The organism is Mycobacterium sp. NGS24 (genome assembly GCF_059813065.1).
Genome location: NZ_JCALDW010000019.1, coordinates 86,146 through 99,383, shown reverse-complemented (window position 1 = coordinate 99,383; position 13,238 = coordinate 86,146). Strand labels below are relative to the sequence as shown.

The following is a 13,238-nucleotide window of genomic DNA, read 5'->3' as shown; positions in this document are numbered from 1 at the left end:
CTCGTGACCTACGAGCCGCCGAGCTATCCGCCGCCGCCCGGTGGCTACGGATACCAGCCGCAACCAGGCTTCGGTTATCCGCCGCCGATGGGCGGTTACCCGACGCAGCAGGGCACGAACGGTATGGCGATCGCCTCGCTGGTGTGTTCGGTGATCGGACCGTTCGTGTGCGGCGTGGCCACCGTTCTCGGGCTGGTGTTCGGGTTCATCGGACTCCACCAGATCAGGACCAGCGGGCAACAGGGCCGCGGCATGGCGATTGCCGGCATCATCATCAGCGCGCTCACCGTGGTGGCCGGGGTGATCATCGTGATCGCGCTGGTGCTGCTGGCACAGGCGGACTCACGCCGCCATCGTTACCACCACCGCGACTACTACGATTACTCGACCGCCATCGCCGCGACGATCAGCCGCACTCCCCAGACGGTGTCCTGTTAGAACCACCCGATCTCGGGATGGGGCACAAGGTGTTCGGGCTCGTCGCTCAACGTCTCTTCCCGCATCCACTTGATCGCTACCCAGCAGACCAGCACCCACCCGACGGCCACGGCGGGGATCGCCCATAACCGACGGATCAGCAACGCGCTGCCGCACTGCGACGTCGCGGCCGGGGCGGCCTGCGGGGCCTGAGAGAGCTGGAAGCCGAGACCGTTGCCGCAGTTGATCCTGATGCCGTACTGGTCGTACTGGCCCAGGTACACCGGAAACCACAGCGCAGCCAGTCCGATCAGCACGAGTAGCAGGCCGGTGATTCCGAGGTAGAACTGACGGTGACTCACGTTTGCTCCCGGCGATGTTAATAGTCGGTACGGTGTCGACATTCAGGTCATGCAGACATTGGCGAACAGTAGGACGGGCCATGAAACGATCGACCCCAGGAACGACACGGCCAGATCGGCGCCCTGCAGATCGCGCAGATGATCGGTGTGCGTCGCTGACCAAACCACCCCTACCAGCAGATATGGGGCACCGAGCCCGATCCCGATGGCCAGCAGCTGGGCGACGGAGAGCTCGAAGCTCAACACCCGGCGAATTCTTTCCAACACGACGCCCCGCCACCAGTCGGCCTACCCCACGGACGTGCACTATGTTAATGGACATTCCAGCACGACGGTAGTCTGGGTGGTGCGGAGCAGGGCGTTTCAGCCCACTGCGGTTGCCAGCCGGAGCGCCGCGGCCACCGCCAGGCCGGCGACGTCGAACTTCTTCGAAGCGAGGTCGTGGCGGGCGCCGGTGATCTCGACGATCTCGGTCGGTGCGCAGATGAGCGCAGCGGCGTCGCGCAGTTCGGTGATCGTGCCGAACGGATCGGATGTGCCGTGGGTGAACACCGTCGGCACCGTGATGTCCGGCAGATGTTCGGTGCGGGAACGCTCCGGCTTGCCCGGTGGGTGCACCGGATAGGAGAACAGGGTAAGCACGTCCAGTGGCTGGCCCCCCGCGGCCACCATGGATGTCTGCCGGCCGCCGTAGGAATGTCCGCCGGCGATCAGCGGTCCGTCGCTGAGTCGCCGGCACACCTCGATCGCCTCGATGATCCCGGCCCGGTCGGTGGCCGCCGAGCCCGACGGCGGGCCTGCTGCGCGGCGTCGGCGGTACGGCAGGTTGTAGCGCACCGCGAGCCAGCCGCGCTGGGCCCACTGTGCGCAAATCTGTTGCAGTAGTGCGGAATCCCGATTGCCACCGGCGCCGTGGGTCAGCACCACCACCCCATGTGGGGTGCCTTCGGGCCGATGCGCGACACCTGCGATGTCGTCGAGGTTCACCGGTGCAGCCGGAACAGGGGAGAGGCCGGACCGTGGCCGCGGCCCAGCGGATAGGCGGCCCGCAGCGATTCGGTGACCCAGCGCTTTCCGAAGCGCACGGCGTCGGGCACGGTGAAGCCGTGGGCCAGCGCGCAGGCCACCGCCGACGCCAACGTGTCACCGCCGCCGTGGTCGTCGCCGGTGGCGATCCGGGGCTGGTCGAACTCGTAGAAATCGCAACCGTCGTACAGCAGATCGCAACTGGACTGCGAGGTCCGCAGGTGCCCGCCCTTCACCAGCGCCCACCGCGGGCCCAGGGCATGCAGTGCCTCGGCCGCGGCGCGCTGGGACGCGGCGTCGACCACCTCGATATCGACGATCAGCCGTACCTCGTCCAGGTTCGGCGTCACCAACGTGGCCAACGGAAACAGTTGGGTGCGAAGCGATTCCAGCGCATCCCGGGCCAGCAGCGGATCCCCGTGCATGGACGCGCAGACCGGGTCGACGACCAACGGCGCCTGCGGGTCGAGGCGTTGCCAGGTGGCGGCCACCACCTCGATGATGGACGACGACGCCAGCATCCCGGTCTTGGCCGCCTGGATGCCGATGTCGGTGACCACCGCTTCGATCTGCCCGGCCACCACCGCGGTGGGAACCTCGTGAAAACCCTTGACGCCCAAGGTGTTCTGGATAGTCACCGCGGTGACGGCGACGCAGGCGTGCACGCCCAGCAGCGCCATGGTGCGCATGTCGGCCTGAATGCCCGCGCCGCCCCCGGAGTCCGACCCGGCGATCGTCAGCACCCGCAGCGGCGTTGCGCCCGGTGCCGGCAGGGGCAGGTAGGTCACTGCTGGGCGAGCGGCAGATACACCCGGTTGCCGTGGTCGGCGAACTCGCGGGACTTCTCTGCCATGCCGGCGGCCAGCATGGCGTCCACATCTGCCTCGGTTTCCAGTCCGTGCTTGGCGGCGAAGTCCCGCACATCCTGGGTGATGCGCATCGAGCAGAACTTCGGCCCGCACATCGAACAGAAGTGGGCGGTCTTGGCGGGTTCGGCCGGCAGCGTCTCGTCGTGGTACTCCCGTGCGGTGTCGGGATCCAGCGACAGGGCGAACTGGTCGTTCCAGCGGAATTCGAAACGTGCTGTGCTCAGAGCGTTGTCGCGGTCCTGCGCGTGTGGATGGCCCTTGGCCAGATCACCTGCGTGCGCGGCGATCTTGTAGGCGATCACGCCGTCTTTGACGTCCTTGCGGTCCGGCAGGCCGAGGTGCTCCTTGGGGGTGACATAGCAGAGCATCGCGGTGCCGGCTTGGGCGATGATCGCCGCGCCGATCGCCGAGGTGATGTGGTCGTAGGCCGGCGCGATGTCGGTGGCCAGCGGCCCGAGGGTGTAGAACGGTGCCTCCTCGCACCACTCCTCCTCCAGCCGAACGTTTTCCACGATCTTGTGCATCGGGACGTGGCCCGGGCCTTCGATCATCACCTGCACCCCGTGGGCTTTGGCGATCTTGGTCAGCTCGCCCAGGGTGCGCAACTCAGCGAACTGGGCGGCGTCGTTGGCGTCGGCGATGGAACCCGGCCGCAGCCCGTCGCCCAGGGAGAACGTGACGTCATAGCGGGCCAGGATGTCACAGAGTTCCTCGAAGTGGGTGTACAGGAACGACTCCCGGTGGTGCGCCAGGCACCATGCCGCCATGATCGACCCGCCGCGGGACACGATGCCGGTGACGCGCTTGGCCGTCAGCGGCACGTACCGCAGCAGCACACCGGCGTGCACGGTCATGTAGTCGACACCTTGCTCGCACTGTTCGATCACGGTGTCGCGGTACAACTCCCAGGTCAACTCGGTCGGGTCACCCTTGACCTTCTCCAGTGCCTGGTAGATGGGCACCGTGCCGACCGGGACCGGCGAGTTGCGCAGGATCCATTCGCGGGTTTCGTGGATGTTCTTGCCGGTGGACAGGTCCATGATGGTGTCCGCGCCCCAGCGGGTGGCCCACACCATCTTGTCGACCTCCTCGGCGATGGAGGAGGTGACGGCGGAGTTGCCGATGTTGGCGTTCACCTTCACCGCGAACGCCTTGCCGATGATCATCGGCTCGATCTCGGGGTGGTTGTGGTTGGCCGGAATGACGGCCCTCCCGCGGGCCACCTCGTCCCGCACCAGCTCGGCGGGCATGCCTTCGCGCACCGCGATGTAGGCCATCTCCGCGGTGATCTCGCCGGCGCGGGCGCGCTGCAGCTGGGTGCCGCGGTCGCGGACCACACCCGGACGCGGCGGCAGGCCGGCGTTCAGGTCGATCACGGCGTTCGCGTCGGTGTAGGGCCCGGACGTGTCGTACAGGTCGAAGTGATCCCCGGTGGACAGGTGCACCCGCCGGAACGGGACCCGCGCCGCGGGGACGCCCTCCACCTCGCGGTAGGTCTTGCTGCTGCCGGCGATCGGGCCGGTGGTGACGGACGGTTCGACGGTCATGGTCATGGCTATCTCCCTACGCCGGCATTACCCGGTCAGGTTCGTACGGTCGACGGCCCCGAGCCGTCCTCTCAGCGCACCGGGCGTGCGCTCCCGCGTCATTTTCGGTTGGATGGCTCCCACGCTAGCGCAGCGCGCACCGGCCCGGGTATCAGTCGGCCTCTTCCAGGGCCTCGCCGAGTTCCTCGAGGACCTGGTTGTGGTGGTTGCTGGCCAGCAGGTGCCCGGCGGTGATCACCAGGGCGACGGGCCAGTCGATCAGTTCGAACGCCGCCAGGGCCGCGATCCCGCCGTAGTAGGCCAGCTGTTCGGGCGGCGGTATCTGGACCCTGCCCAGGATCGGCAGGTTGATCACGAACGTCTGGGCCTGCCGGATCTGGGACACCGCCTCGCGCTGGGAGGTAACGGAGCGATCTTTCTTTTCGGCCATCATTTGCCTTTCAGTAACGAAGGGTTTGCCGTCGTGCCCGGTGGGGCGGTCACCGTCGAGGTATGACGACGACAGATGCATTGCGTGACCCGCTGGCTGCGTCGTGCGCCCGGTTGCTGCAGAGGCCGTTGACGGAGCTGTACGCCCTGCTGTGGCGGGCGGGGGTGCTGGAGGTGGTCTCGGATCGAACTCCTCGCCCTGTCACGGTCCGCGCGTCGCGGTGTGATTGCTCGCGCGCAACCGGCTGACGACGGAATCAGTTCGTACTGCGCAGGCTGGTGCTACCGGCCCGGCGCCCGGCGACCTTTTTGGCCGGTGCCTTCCGGGCTGTCTTTGTCGCTGTCTTCGTCGGGGTCTTCGGTGCTTCGGCGGCGGCCGGTTCGTCCGGCACCGGGGTGAGCTTGGCCGGGGCCTGCACGCCGGCCGGTTCCGGGGCGTTGTTCAGTTTGCGCAGCAACAGCGCTCCACCGCCGACCGCCAACAGGATGGGCCACTCGATGAGACCCGCGGCGCCGATCGCGCCGATCGCCAGCGCGGCGGCCGGAGTCGACTTGCTGCCGGTGCCGATGCCCTGCTGAATCCCCTCGGCGGCGCCCTTGACCCCGCCGACGATGCCGTTGACCGTCGCCCCGCCGACGGCGCCGGCAGCGGCGGTGGTTGCCGTCGCGGCCCGACTGAGTGTCCGACCTACCGTGCGAAAAGCTCCGTCAACGACACCCATGATCACTCCCTGGCCTTGGCTACTCTGCTTGTATACCCCCCGGCCGCGTTCTTCACCAGAAACAACAACGAATTTCACAGCATCTTGAAAGGTCAGGGGCGTAGGTCCACCAGGACCGGCGCGTGATCGCTGGGCGCCTTGCCCTTGCGCTCCTCGCGGACGATCTGTGCGTCCACCACCCGCTCGGCCAGCGCCGGGGAGCCAAGGATGAAGTCGATGCGCATGCCCTGCTTCTTGGGGAAGCGCAGCTGGGTGTAGTCCCAGTAGGTGTATACCCCCGGTCCCGGCGTGAAAGGCCTTACCAGGTCAGCGAATTGTGCGTCGACGATGGCCGCGAACGCACGGCGCTCCGGTTCCGAGACGTGGGTGCAGCCGGCGTAGTACTCGGTGCTCCAGACATCGTCGTCGGTGGGCGCGATATTCCAGTCGCCGACCAGCGCGATGGGCGCGCCGGGATCCTCGCGCATCCAGCCGGCAGCGGTATCGCGCAGCGCGGCAAGCCAATTCAACTTGTAGAGGTAATGCGGGTCGTCGAGGGTGCGGCCGTTCGGCACGTACAGGCTCCACACCCGCACCCCGCCGCAGGTGGCGCCGAGCGCACGGGCTTCGGCCGCCGCCGCCACGTCGGGTTTGGCGCTCCAGGTCGGCTGGCCGTCGAAGCCGACCTGCACATCGGACAGCCCGACCCGGGAGGCGATCGCCACCCCGTTCCATTGGTTGAAGCCGACATGGGCCACCTCGTAACCGATTTCGTGGAACGGCAGGGCCGGAAACTTTTCATCCGAACACTTGGTCTCCTGCATGGCCAGCACGTCGACCTCGGCGCGCACCAGCCAGTCGAGGACCCGGTCCAGCCGGGAGCGGATCGAGTTGACGTTCCAGGTGGCCAACCGCAGCCGGTCGCCGCCGGCGGGGGTGTCGGGCATGGCGTTCTCCTCTCTAGTCCGGTGTCCAGTCCGGTGCTGCGCGGAAATACCGGCGGCGATGGTGCAGGCGGAAACCCTGCAATTCGGCCGTGCCGGTCGGCTCGGTGTCGGGTATGCAGCGGTACGCGTGATCAGCCTCGCGCACCAGGACCCGTTCGGTACGCTCGCAGCACCAGCCGGCCGGCGGCGACAGCAACCGGTCCGGGATGACCACCCGCGGCGGCAGGCCTCGCGCGGTGTACCAGGCGGCGATCGCGCCGATGGCTGCTGAATCCGCCGAAAGATCAAGCGGCACAGCAGAATTGGTGGCCAGTTCAACGCCGTCACCGGCGCGCAGCAGCCAGCCCGACAGCCGGCTTTCCTCGGCGCCGGGCCGGGCCTCGGCGGCCCGGCGCTCGAGCGCCCGGATGTCGGCAGTGCGCACCGGAGCGTCGGTCAGGACCCGCAGGGCCACCACGTCGTCGGGCCGAACCTGGACCACTGCACCGGATTTCGTCTGTACGTGCACCGCGGGATCGACCGCCAGCAACCGGCCCACGGCGTCGGTCAGCGGCGGGACCGATCCGGCCGGCCGGCGGTAGCGCAGCGTCACCCGCGTCCCGGGCGGCGGCCAGGCAACCATCAGTGACCGAACGGGTCGGGCCCCTCGCCCGGCGTCCAGGACAATCCCGGCACGCCCCAGCCATGCGACTTGACCGCCCGCTTGGCCGCGCGTGCGTGCCGGCCGATCAACCGGTCGAGATAGAGGAATCCGTCCAGATGCCCGGTCTCGTGCTGCAACATGCGCGCGAACAGCCCGGTGCCTTCGACGCTGACCGGTTTGCCGTCGGCGTCCAGGCCGGTGACCTTCGCCCAGTCGGCCCGTCCGGTCGGAAAGGACTCGCCCGGCACCGAGAGGCACCCTTCGTCGTCGTCGTGGCCGGCTGACGGCATGGTCTCGGGAATCTCCGACGTCTCCAGCACCGGGTTGACCACCACCCCGCGCCGGCGGCTGGTCAGTCCCCGGTCGTCCGAGCAGTCGTAGACGAACAACCGCAGGCCGTGCCCGATCTGGTTGGCCGCGAGTCCCACACCGTGGGCGGCGTCCATGGTGTCGTACATGGTCTGGATCAGCTCGAGCACCTCGGCCGGCAGCGACCCGTCGGCGCCGACCGGGACAGGCGTCGTCGGAGTGTGCAAAACCGGATCTCCCACGATGCGGATGGGTACGACTGCCATGGTCGGCTAGCTTAGGCGAGTTGCGCGAACGGTCCCGCAAAGGTCTACGCCGACGCGCGGGTCTGCATTCCGGCGCAACACATTGCGGCGTGGTTCAATATTCGCGCACAACATTGCCCAGCATTCGCCGAAAGGGTCCAGGGGAAGCAATATGGACAGCGCCATGGCGCGGGCACATCGAGCGGACGACGACTCGGAGATCGCAGACGGGCTGACCCGGCGCGAGCATGACATCTTGGCTTTCGAACGGCAGTGGTGGAAATTCGCCGGCGTCAAGGAAGACGCCATCAAGGAGCTGTTCTCGATGTCGGCGACGCGCTACTACCAGGTGCTCAACGCGCTGGTCGACCGGCCCGAAGCGCTGGCCGCCGACCCGATGTTGGTGAAGCGGTTGCGGCGGCTGCGGGCCAGTCGCCAGAAGGCCCGCGCCGCGCGGCGGCTGGGCTTCGAGGTCACCTGACCGGTCCGCGCCCTTTGCGGGTTCTGGCCGTGCGCTGGTTACAGTGGCTTCGATGAACGAGCGCGTACCCGACTCGACGGGGCTTCCGCTGCGGGCCATGGTGATGGTGCTGCTCTTCCTGGGCGTGATTTTCCTGTTGCTCGGCTGGCAGGCCCTGGGTTCGGCCGGCAAGGCCGACGAGGAGTCGTCGTCGGCGGTCACCACGATGTCCAGCACGTCGGCGCCGACCTCGACCAGTGCCAAACCGGCGGCCAACCAGGCCGAGGTGCGGGTGTACAACATCTCCTCGCGGGAGGGCATCGCCAAGACTGCCGCCGACGATCTCAAAGCGGCCGGCTTCAAGGTGACCGAGGTGACCAACCTCGCGGTCGCCGATGTGACGGCGACCACGGTGTACTACGGCGAAGACAGCGAGAAGGCCACCGCTGAAGCGGTCGGGACCAAGCTGAACGCCCCGGTGGAGAAGCGCATCGCCGCACTCGCCGACCAGCCCCCCGGCGTCATCGTTTTAGTGACGGGTTGAGGCCCGGTTCGACGGGTCGTCAAGATAGGCTCACGGCTATGTCAAAGCCCGCCGGTCCCGTTGTCCGTCCCGCAGGTCGCACGTCCGCAGCTGCCGCCAAGTCCGCTCTGGTCGCGGCCGCGTGCGTCGCGGTCGTAGGTGCGTGCTCGTCGCCGCAGCAAGCGGCGACCACGACCGGTACCCCGCCGACGGTCTGGACCGGCACCCCGGCGCCGTCGACCTCCGGCCACGCCGAGCCCGCGCCCAGCACCCAGGAGGCGCCGCCGTCCGGGCAGACCATCACCACTGTGCTCAAGGGGTCGTCCGGCCAGGAGGTCGCGACGGCGAAGTTCGATTTCGCCAACGGCTATGCGACCGTGACGATCACGGCCACCAGCAGCAGCGGGCTCGCGCCGGGATTCCACGGCGTGCACGTCCACAGCGTCGGCAAATGTGAGGGCGATTTCGCCTCCGCAGGTGGGCACCTCAAGGTGCCGGGCGCCACCGGCCATTCCAGCGGAGACCTGACCTCGCTGCAGGTGCGTAAGGACGGGGCGGCGCTGCTGGTGACCACGACCGACGGCTTCACCATGGACGACCTGGTCGGCGGTGCGAAGACGTCGATCATCATCCACGAGGGCCCGGACAACTTCATGAACATCCCGAATCGCTACCAGGTCAACGGGGCACCCGGTCCCGACGAGACGACGATGACTACCGGTGACGCCGGCAAGCGGGTGGCGTGCGGTGTCATCGGGTCCGGGTAAGGGAAGCCGGGCGCGCAACCGCATCGATTTCGCTCGTTCGCCCCGTCCGACGGTCGGCGTCGAATGGGAGTTCGCGCTGGTCGATGCGCAGACCCGCGATCTGAGCAACGAGGCCACCGCGGTGATCGCCGAGATCGGCGAAAACCCGCGCGTGCACAAGGAATTGCTGCGCAACACCGTCGAAGTCGTCAGCGGCATCTGCGAGAACGCCGCCGAGGCCATGCACGACCTGCGCGACACGCTGGGCCCGGCCCGGCGCATCGTCCGCGACCGCGGCATGGAGCTGTTCTGCGCCGGCACCCACCCGTTCGCCCAGTGGTCCAGTCAGAAGCTCACCGACGCACCGCGTTACGCGGAGCTGATCAAGCGCACCCAGTGGTGGGGCCGCCAGATGTTGATCTGGGGTGTGCATGTGCACGTCGGGATCTCGTCGGCGTACAAGGTGATGCCGATCATCTCCTCGCTGCTCAACCAGTATCCGCACCTGCTGGCGTTGTCGGCGTCGTCGCCGTGGTGGGGTGGCGTGGACACCGGATATGCGAGCAATCGCTCGATGATGTTCCAGCAGTTGCCGACGGCCGGTCTGCCGTTTCAATTTCAGGCGTGGTCGGAATTCGAGGGCTTCGTCTACGACCAGAAGAAGACCGGGATCATCGATCACGTCGACGAGGTCCGTTGGGACGTCCGGCCTTCCCCGCACCTGGGCACCATCGAGGTGCGCATCTGCGACGGTGTCTCCAACCTGCGTGAGTTGGGTGCGCTGGTGGCGTTGACGCACTGCCTGATCGTGGATCTGGACCGCCGGCTGGAAGCCGACGAGCCGTTGCCGACCATGCCGCCCTGGCACGTGCAGGAGAACAAGTGGCGGGCCGCCCGCTACGGGCTCGACGCAGTGATCATCCTGGACGCCGACAGCAACGAGCGGCTGGTCACCGAGGATCTCGACGAGGTGCTGACCCGGCTGGAGCCGATCGCCAAGTCGTTGCGGTGCGCCGACGAGTTGGCTGCCGTCGCCGACATCCCCCGCCTGGGCGCGTCCTACCAGCGACAGCGGCGGGTGGCCGAGGAGCACGACGGCGACCTGCGCGCAGTGGTCGACGCGCTGGTGGCCGAGTTGGACATCTAGGCGCGCACCCGATCCCGGTCGACGGCCGCGGCCACCCGGTGCAGCATCCGGCGCACCGCGACGCGGTGGCCGCCGGAACCGATGACCAGTGCGCGGTACACCTTGCCGCGCAGGCCGGGAAACTCCGCAAACGTCAGTGCCCGCAACCGGACTGCGTCTCCGTCCGGATCGAGCTCGAACACCAGCCGATAGATGGCGAACGGATGGCGGCCCTTGAGTGCCAGCCGCTGCGGGGGCGTCGCCTCGTCCAACTGGAAACCGACCGGAACCGTGGTCGGGTCGAGGGGATCGCGGCACATGGTGCGCAGCAGCGCCGACCAGGTGTCAGCGGCCGAGGCCCGCACCGGGATACCATACTCATCAATATAGGGTAATCGTTTCATATAGAAGGACTGTACTAGATCATGGCGCCGCCACGGAAGCATGAGACCGACGTCATTCTCGATGCCACACGGTCCCTGATTCTGGGGCACGGACCGCGGGCGGCCAGCGTCGCGGCGATCGCCAAAGCCAGCGGCGCCCCGGCCGGCACCCTCTACCACCGGTTCGGCAACCGCGACGGGGTGGTGATCGCGGCCTGGTTGCGCGCACTGCAGCGCTTCCAGACGCGCGCGATGGCGGCGACGGCGCCGACCCCGGAGGGGACGGCCGTGGCAATGGCGGCCGCTGCGATCGACTTCGCCCGCGACCTGCCCGACGACGCCCGGTTGCTGCTGACGGTCCGGCCCGGTGACCTGGTCGACGGCCGGCCGGGTGCGGAGTTTCAGCACACCCTCGCCGCGATGAACGCGCCGCTGGCCGTGCGGGTGCGCGAGTTGGCGATCGGACTCTACGGGAGCGGTGCGGCGCGCGCCGTGGACGCGGTCAATCGCGCCGTGGTCGACCTGCCCTACGCGGTGGTGCGCCGCCACGCCTACGACGATCCGCTGCCCGAGTGGCTGGCGGCCGATGTCGCGGCAGCCGCCCGGTCGCTGCTGCGTGGCTATGCTGAACCGGGGGTGAGGCGCGATGAATCGTGAACCGGTGGTAATGCCCATGTTTCCGCTTGAATCGGCGCTGCTGCCCGGAGAGATCCTGCCGCTGCGTATCTTCGAGCCCCGCTATACCGCGCTGGTGCAGGACTGCATGGGCAGTCAGAATCCCCGCTTCGGAGTGGTGCTGATTTCGCGCGGGCGCGAGGTCGGTGGCGGCGATGCGCGCAGCGACATCGGGGTGGTGGCCACCATCACCGATTACGCCGCTGCCGACTCGGGCCGTTATGTGTTGCGGTGCCGGATCGGCGACCGGATCCGGGTGCGCGAATGGCTGCCGGACGATCCGTATCCCCGTGCGCGCGTAGAGATTTGGCCCGACGAATCGGGGCCGCCGGTGACGGCGGCACTGTTCCGCGACGTCGAGGACCGGGTGCTGGCATTGTTCGAGCGGATCGCCGCGGTGCAGGGAGTGCAGCTACCGGACCGCGCCGAGCTGTTCGACTATCCGGGTGCAGAGCCCAGAGACAACGCAAAGCTGTTGTACGCCTTGGCAACTCGCGTCCCGATGGGTCCGGCCGATCGGTATGCGGTGCTCGCGGCGCCGTCGGCGGCCGACCGGCTGGCCGCCCTGCTCGAAGCGGTGGACTCGGTGACCGCGGTGATCGAGTTTCAGCTCTCCGAGTAGTCGCCGTCGGAATCCGCGGGGTCGGTGACCGGCACCAGCGGCAACGCTGCCAGCGGAAAGACACTCGACACCGCGAAGGCCAGCGGATACCCGGCCACCACAATCAGCTGGGCGAACACCGGGGGCGCAACGGCGACCACCAACCGCTCGAAGGTGTTCTGCTTCCCCAACGCCCACCCGCTCCAGAACGGCCCGGCTATCTCCGGGATCTTGGTGAACGGCAGACCGTTGTCGCCGGTGATCGCCGACGCGACGACCATCAGGCCCACCGATACCGGCCAGTTCAGCTGATCGGCCAGCGCGAGCAGCATCATCACCGCGGCAGTGACCACGGCGATCCACCGGACCGGCCGCATCCGCGACCCGATGGCATCCGCCCACCGTCCGGCAGCGATGCGCACCGCCGCGCCCAGCAGTTGCGAAGCGCCGACCAGCACACCGGCCCACGCCATCGACAGGTGGTGCTCCTGGAGAAACCAGACCAGCATGAAGGTCAGCACCACCGGCTGCGGCACCATCAACAGCGCGGAGGCAAAGTGTATGCGCCACAACGAGGTTCCCCGGTACAGGTCGGCCAACTCGCGCATCGGTACGTGCGATCTGTGTTCGCGCGGCGGGTCGCGCACGGCCAACGCGCTGGCCACCGCGGCCAGTGCACACAGACCCGCGGGGAACAACAGCGCCGCCGACATGTGGCGTCTACCGAGTTCGGGAATGACCAGTGCGGCCACCGCGATTCCCAGCGGTTGCGCGGTCTGCCGTATCCCCATGGCCAGCGCCCGCTGATGCTCGGGGAACCAGCCGGTGACCAGCCGGCCGCTGGCCGTGATGCAACTGGCCGCGGCCATGCCGCCGAGTACCAGAAACGTGCCGACCAGCAGCATCGAATGCACCGACGCCGCGGCGAAGCCGGCCGCCGCGGTGAGCCCCAGGCCCGCCGACAGCACGATCCGCTCGCCGACGCGGTCCAGCAGGTAGCCCCACGGGATCAGGGTCAACATCATGCCGACGCTGGGCATCGACGCCAGCAGGGCCGCCTGCACCAGGCTCACGCCCCGATTGCCCAGGGTGGGGATCAGAAAGGCGACCCCGTTGATGAACACGTTGGCCGACAGCGTCGCCAGCTGGGAGACCGTCAGCATCGACCAGCGCCTGGCCGCACTGACCTCCGAGATCGCCGTCGTCACCGCTGATTACCCCCGCCCCAC

General features: G+C 68.2%; 19 protein-coding genes, 1 pseudogene and 1 riboswitch. Of the genes and pseudogenes, 8 read left to right on the top strand and 12 right to left on the bottom strand.

Going from position 1 to position 13,238, the window contains the following annotated elements; genetic code table 11:
- The first annotated feature begins 3 nt into the window (after window positions 1–3).
- On the top strand, window positions 4–438 hold the full coding sequence (locus tag AC5Y6Y_RS21075) for a DUF4190 domain-containing protein (protein WP_473139446.1): 435 nt from the start codon (window positions 4–6) through the stop codon (window positions 436–438).
- Here AC5Y6Y_RS21075 and AC5Y6Y_RS21070 read toward each other — a convergent pair.
- The 6 genes from AC5Y6Y_RS21070 to AC5Y6Y_RS21045 all read right to left on the bottom strand — a co-directional run bounded on the left by AC5Y6Y_RS21070 (window position 435) and on the right by AC5Y6Y_RS21045 (window position 4,654).
- Window positions 435–779: a hypothetical protein gene (locus AC5Y6Y_RS21070; RefSeq protein ID WP_463825572.1), complete on the bottom strand. Its 345-nt coding sequence runs from the start codon at window positions 777–779 to the stop codon at window positions 435–437. The genes AC5Y6Y_RS21075 and AC5Y6Y_RS21070 overlap by 4 nt on opposite strands.
- Window positions 780–821: 42 nt before the next feature.
- Window positions 822–1,046, bottom strand: a complete 225-nt coding sequence (locus tag AC5Y6Y_RS21065) for a hypothetical protein (protein ID WP_463825573.1) — start codon at window positions 1,044–1,046, stop codon at window positions 822–824.
- 96 nt (window positions 1,047–1,142) lie between these two features.
- Window positions 1,143–1,766: an alpha/beta hydrolase family protein gene (locus tag AC5Y6Y_RS21060; protein WP_463825574.1), complete on the bottom strand. Its 624-nt coding sequence runs from the start codon at window positions 1,764–1,766 to the stop codon at window positions 1,143–1,145.
- Window positions 1,763–2,593, bottom strand: coding sequence for a bifunctional hydroxymethylpyrimidine kinase/phosphomethylpyrimidine kinase (gene thiD, locus AC5Y6Y_RS21055; protein ID WP_463825575.1), 831 nt, complete (start codon window positions 2,591–2,593; stop codon window positions 1,763–1,765). Before thiD ends, AC5Y6Y_RS21060 begins: the two co-directional genes overlap by 4 nt.
- Complete coding sequence (gene thiC / locus AC5Y6Y_RS21050; RefSeq protein ID WP_463825576.1) at window positions 2,590–4,227, bottom strand: phosphomethylpyrimidine synthase ThiC; 1,638 nt, start codon at window positions 4,225–4,227, stop codon at window positions 2,590–2,592. Before thiC ends, thiD begins: the two co-directional genes overlap by 4 nt.
- Window positions 4,218–4,328: riboswitch (TPP riboswitch) on the bottom strand. (Overlaps the previous gene by 10 nt.)
- Before the next feature lie 44 nt (window positions 4,329–4,372).
- On the bottom strand, window positions 4,373–4,654 hold the full coding sequence (locus AC5Y6Y_RS21045; protein WP_473139445.1) for a hypothetical protein: 282 nt from the start codon (window positions 4,652–4,654) through the stop codon (window positions 4,373–4,375).
- A 59-nt stretch (window positions 4,655–4,713) separates the two neighbouring features.
- Here AC5Y6Y_RS21045 and AC5Y6Y_RS21040 point away from each other — a divergent pair, with 59 nt between their 5' ends.
- Window positions 4,714–4,899, top strand: a complete 186-nt coding sequence (locus AC5Y6Y_RS21040; RefSeq protein ID WP_473139444.1) for an Rv1535 domain-containing protein — start codon at window positions 4,714–4,716, stop codon at window positions 4,897–4,899.
- 8 nt (window positions 4,900–4,907) lie between these two features.
- Here the strand turns inward: AC5Y6Y_RS21040 and AC5Y6Y_RS21035 are convergent, their stop codons facing one another.
- The 4 genes and pseudogenes from AC5Y6Y_RS21035 to AC5Y6Y_RS21020 form a co-directional block, all read right to left on the bottom strand.
- A complete protein-coding gene (locus AC5Y6Y_RS21035; RefSeq protein ID WP_473139443.1) occupies window positions 4,908–5,372 on the bottom strand; it encodes a hypothetical protein in 465 nt (154 codons plus the stop codon).
- A 92-nt stretch (window positions 5,373–5,464) separates the two neighbouring features.
- Window positions 5,465–6,268, bottom strand: coding sequence for an exodeoxyribonuclease III (locus AC5Y6Y_RS21030; protein WP_463825966.1), 804 nt, complete (start codon window positions 6,266–6,268; stop codon window positions 5,465–5,467).
- Between the two features lie 82 nt (window positions 6,269–6,350).
- A pseudogene (locus AC5Y6Y_RS21025) lies at window positions 6,351–6,920 on the bottom strand (GNAT family N-acetyltransferase, cg3035/Rv0428c family); the annotation flags it as partial.
- Complete coding sequence (locus tag AC5Y6Y_RS21020) at window positions 6,920–7,516, bottom strand: peptide deformylase (protein WP_463825580.1); 597 nt, start codon at window positions 7,514–7,516, stop codon at window positions 6,920–6,922. The pseudogene AC5Y6Y_RS21025 and the gene AC5Y6Y_RS21020, both read right to left, overlap by 1 nt.
- A gap of 151 nt (window positions 7,517–7,667) precedes the next feature.
- On the opposite strand from AC5Y6Y_RS21020, the gene napA reads away from it, so the two are divergent.
- The 4 genes from napA to AC5Y6Y_RS21000 are packed head-to-tail and all read left to right on the top strand — an operon-like array spanning window position 7,668 to window position 10,371.
- Window positions 7,668–7,976 (top strand): nucleoid-associated protein NapA, encoded by a 309-nt coding sequence (gene napA / locus AC5Y6Y_RS21015; RefSeq protein WP_463825581.1) that lies wholly within the window; start codon window positions 7,668–7,670, stop codon window positions 7,974–7,976.
- 52 nt (window positions 7,977–8,028) lie between these two features.
- The gene (locus AC5Y6Y_RS21010; protein ID WP_473139442.1) at window positions 8,029–8,499 is read left to right on the top strand and encodes a LytR C-terminal domain-containing protein; all 471 of its coding nucleotides are present in this window, start codon (window positions 8,029–8,031) and stop codon (window positions 8,497–8,499) included.
- 38 nt (window positions 8,500–8,537) lie between these two features.
- Window positions 8,538–9,245 carry a superoxide dismutase[Cu-Zn] gene (sodC, locus tag AC5Y6Y_RS21005; RefSeq protein WP_473139441.1) on the top strand — a complete coding sequence of 236 codons (708 nt, stop codon included), beginning with the start codon at window positions 8,538–8,540 and terminating at the stop codon, window positions 9,243–9,245.
- Complete coding sequence (locus AC5Y6Y_RS21000; protein ID WP_473139440.1) at window positions 9,226–10,371, top strand: glutamate--cysteine ligase; 1,146 nt, start codon at window positions 9,226–9,228, stop codon at window positions 10,369–10,371. The genes sodC and AC5Y6Y_RS21000 overlap by 20 nt, the downstream gene beginning before the upstream one ends.
- Here AC5Y6Y_RS21000 and AC5Y6Y_RS20995 read toward each other — a convergent pair.
- A complete protein-coding gene (locus AC5Y6Y_RS20995; protein ID WP_473139439.1) occupies window positions 10,368–10,754 on the bottom strand; it encodes a hypothetical protein in 387 nt (128 codons plus the stop codon). The two genes, AC5Y6Y_RS21000 and AC5Y6Y_RS20995, sit on opposite strands and share 4 nt — an antisense overlap.
- Before the next feature lie 21 nt (window positions 10,755–10,775).
- On the opposite strand from AC5Y6Y_RS20995, the gene AC5Y6Y_RS20990 reads away from it, so the two are divergent.
- On the top strand, window positions 10,776–11,390 hold the full coding sequence (locus AC5Y6Y_RS20990) for a TetR/AcrR family transcriptional regulator (RefSeq protein ID WP_473139438.1): 615 nt from the start codon (window positions 10,776–10,778) through the stop codon (window positions 11,388–11,390).
- Window positions 11,380–12,030, top strand: a complete 651-nt coding sequence (locus AC5Y6Y_RS20985; protein WP_463825586.1) for an LON peptidase substrate-binding domain-containing protein — start codon at window positions 11,380–11,382, stop codon at window positions 12,028–12,030. Before AC5Y6Y_RS20990 ends, AC5Y6Y_RS20985 begins: the two co-directional genes overlap by 11 nt.
- On the opposite strand, the gene AC5Y6Y_RS20980 is transcribed toward AC5Y6Y_RS20985, so the two are convergent.
- Window positions 12,015–13,172: an MFS transporter gene (locus AC5Y6Y_RS20980; RefSeq protein ID WP_473139509.1), complete on the bottom strand. Its 1,158-nt coding sequence runs from the start codon at window positions 13,170–13,172 to the stop codon at window positions 12,015–12,017. The two genes, AC5Y6Y_RS20985 and AC5Y6Y_RS20980, sit on opposite strands and share 16 nt — an antisense overlap.
- Window positions 13,173–13,238 lie beyond the last annotated feature (66 nt).

Excerpts from the sequence above, each read along its gene's own strand:
- thiC (WP_463825576.1), bottom strand. The coding sequence starts at position 4,227 with ATGACCATGACCGTCGAACCGTCCGTCACCACCGGCCCGATCGCCGGC.
- AC5Y6Y_RS21045 (WP_473139445.1), bottom strand. The coding sequence starts at position 4,654 with ATGATGGCCGAAAAGAAAGATCGCTCCGTTACCTCCCAGCGCGAGGCG.
- AC5Y6Y_RS21040 (WP_473139444.1), top strand. The coding sequence starts at position 4,714 with ATGACGACGACAGATGCATTGCGTGACCCGCTGGCTGCGTCGTGCGCC.
- AC5Y6Y_RS21035 (WP_473139443.1), bottom strand. The coding sequence starts at position 5,372 with ATGGGTGTCGTTGACGGAGCTTTTCGCACGGTAGGTCGGACACTCAGT.
- AC5Y6Y_RS21020 (WP_463825580.1), bottom strand. The coding sequence starts at position 7,516 with ATGGCAGTCGTACCCATCCGCATCGTGGGAGATCCGGTTTTGCACACT.
- napA (WP_463825581.1), top strand. The coding sequence starts at position 7,668 with ATGGACAGCGCCATGGCGCGGGCACATCGAGCGGACGACGACTCGGAG.
- AC5Y6Y_RS21010 (WP_473139442.1), top strand. The coding sequence starts at position 8,029 with ATGAACGAGCGCGTACCCGACTCGACGGGGCTTCCGCTGCGGGCCATG.
- sodC (WP_473139441.1), top strand. The coding sequence starts at position 8,538 with ATGTCAAAGCCCGCCGGTCCCGTTGTCCGTCCCGCAGGTCGCACGTCC.
- AC5Y6Y_RS20995 (WP_473139439.1), bottom strand. The coding sequence starts at position 10,754 with ATGAAACGATTACCCTATATTGATGAGTATGGTATCCCGGTGCGGGCC.
- AC5Y6Y_RS20990 (WP_473139438.1), top strand. The coding sequence starts at position 10,776 with ATGGCGCCGCCACGGAAGCATGAGACCGACGTCATTCTCGATGCCACA.
- AC5Y6Y_RS20985 (WP_463825586.1), top strand. The coding sequence starts at position 11,380 with ATGAATCGTGAACCGGTGGTAATGCCCATGTTTCCGCTTGAATCGGCG.
- AC5Y6Y_RS20980 (WP_473139509.1), bottom strand. The coding sequence starts at position 13,172 with ATGCTGACGGTCTCCCAGCTGGCGACGCTGTCGGCCAACGTGTTCATC.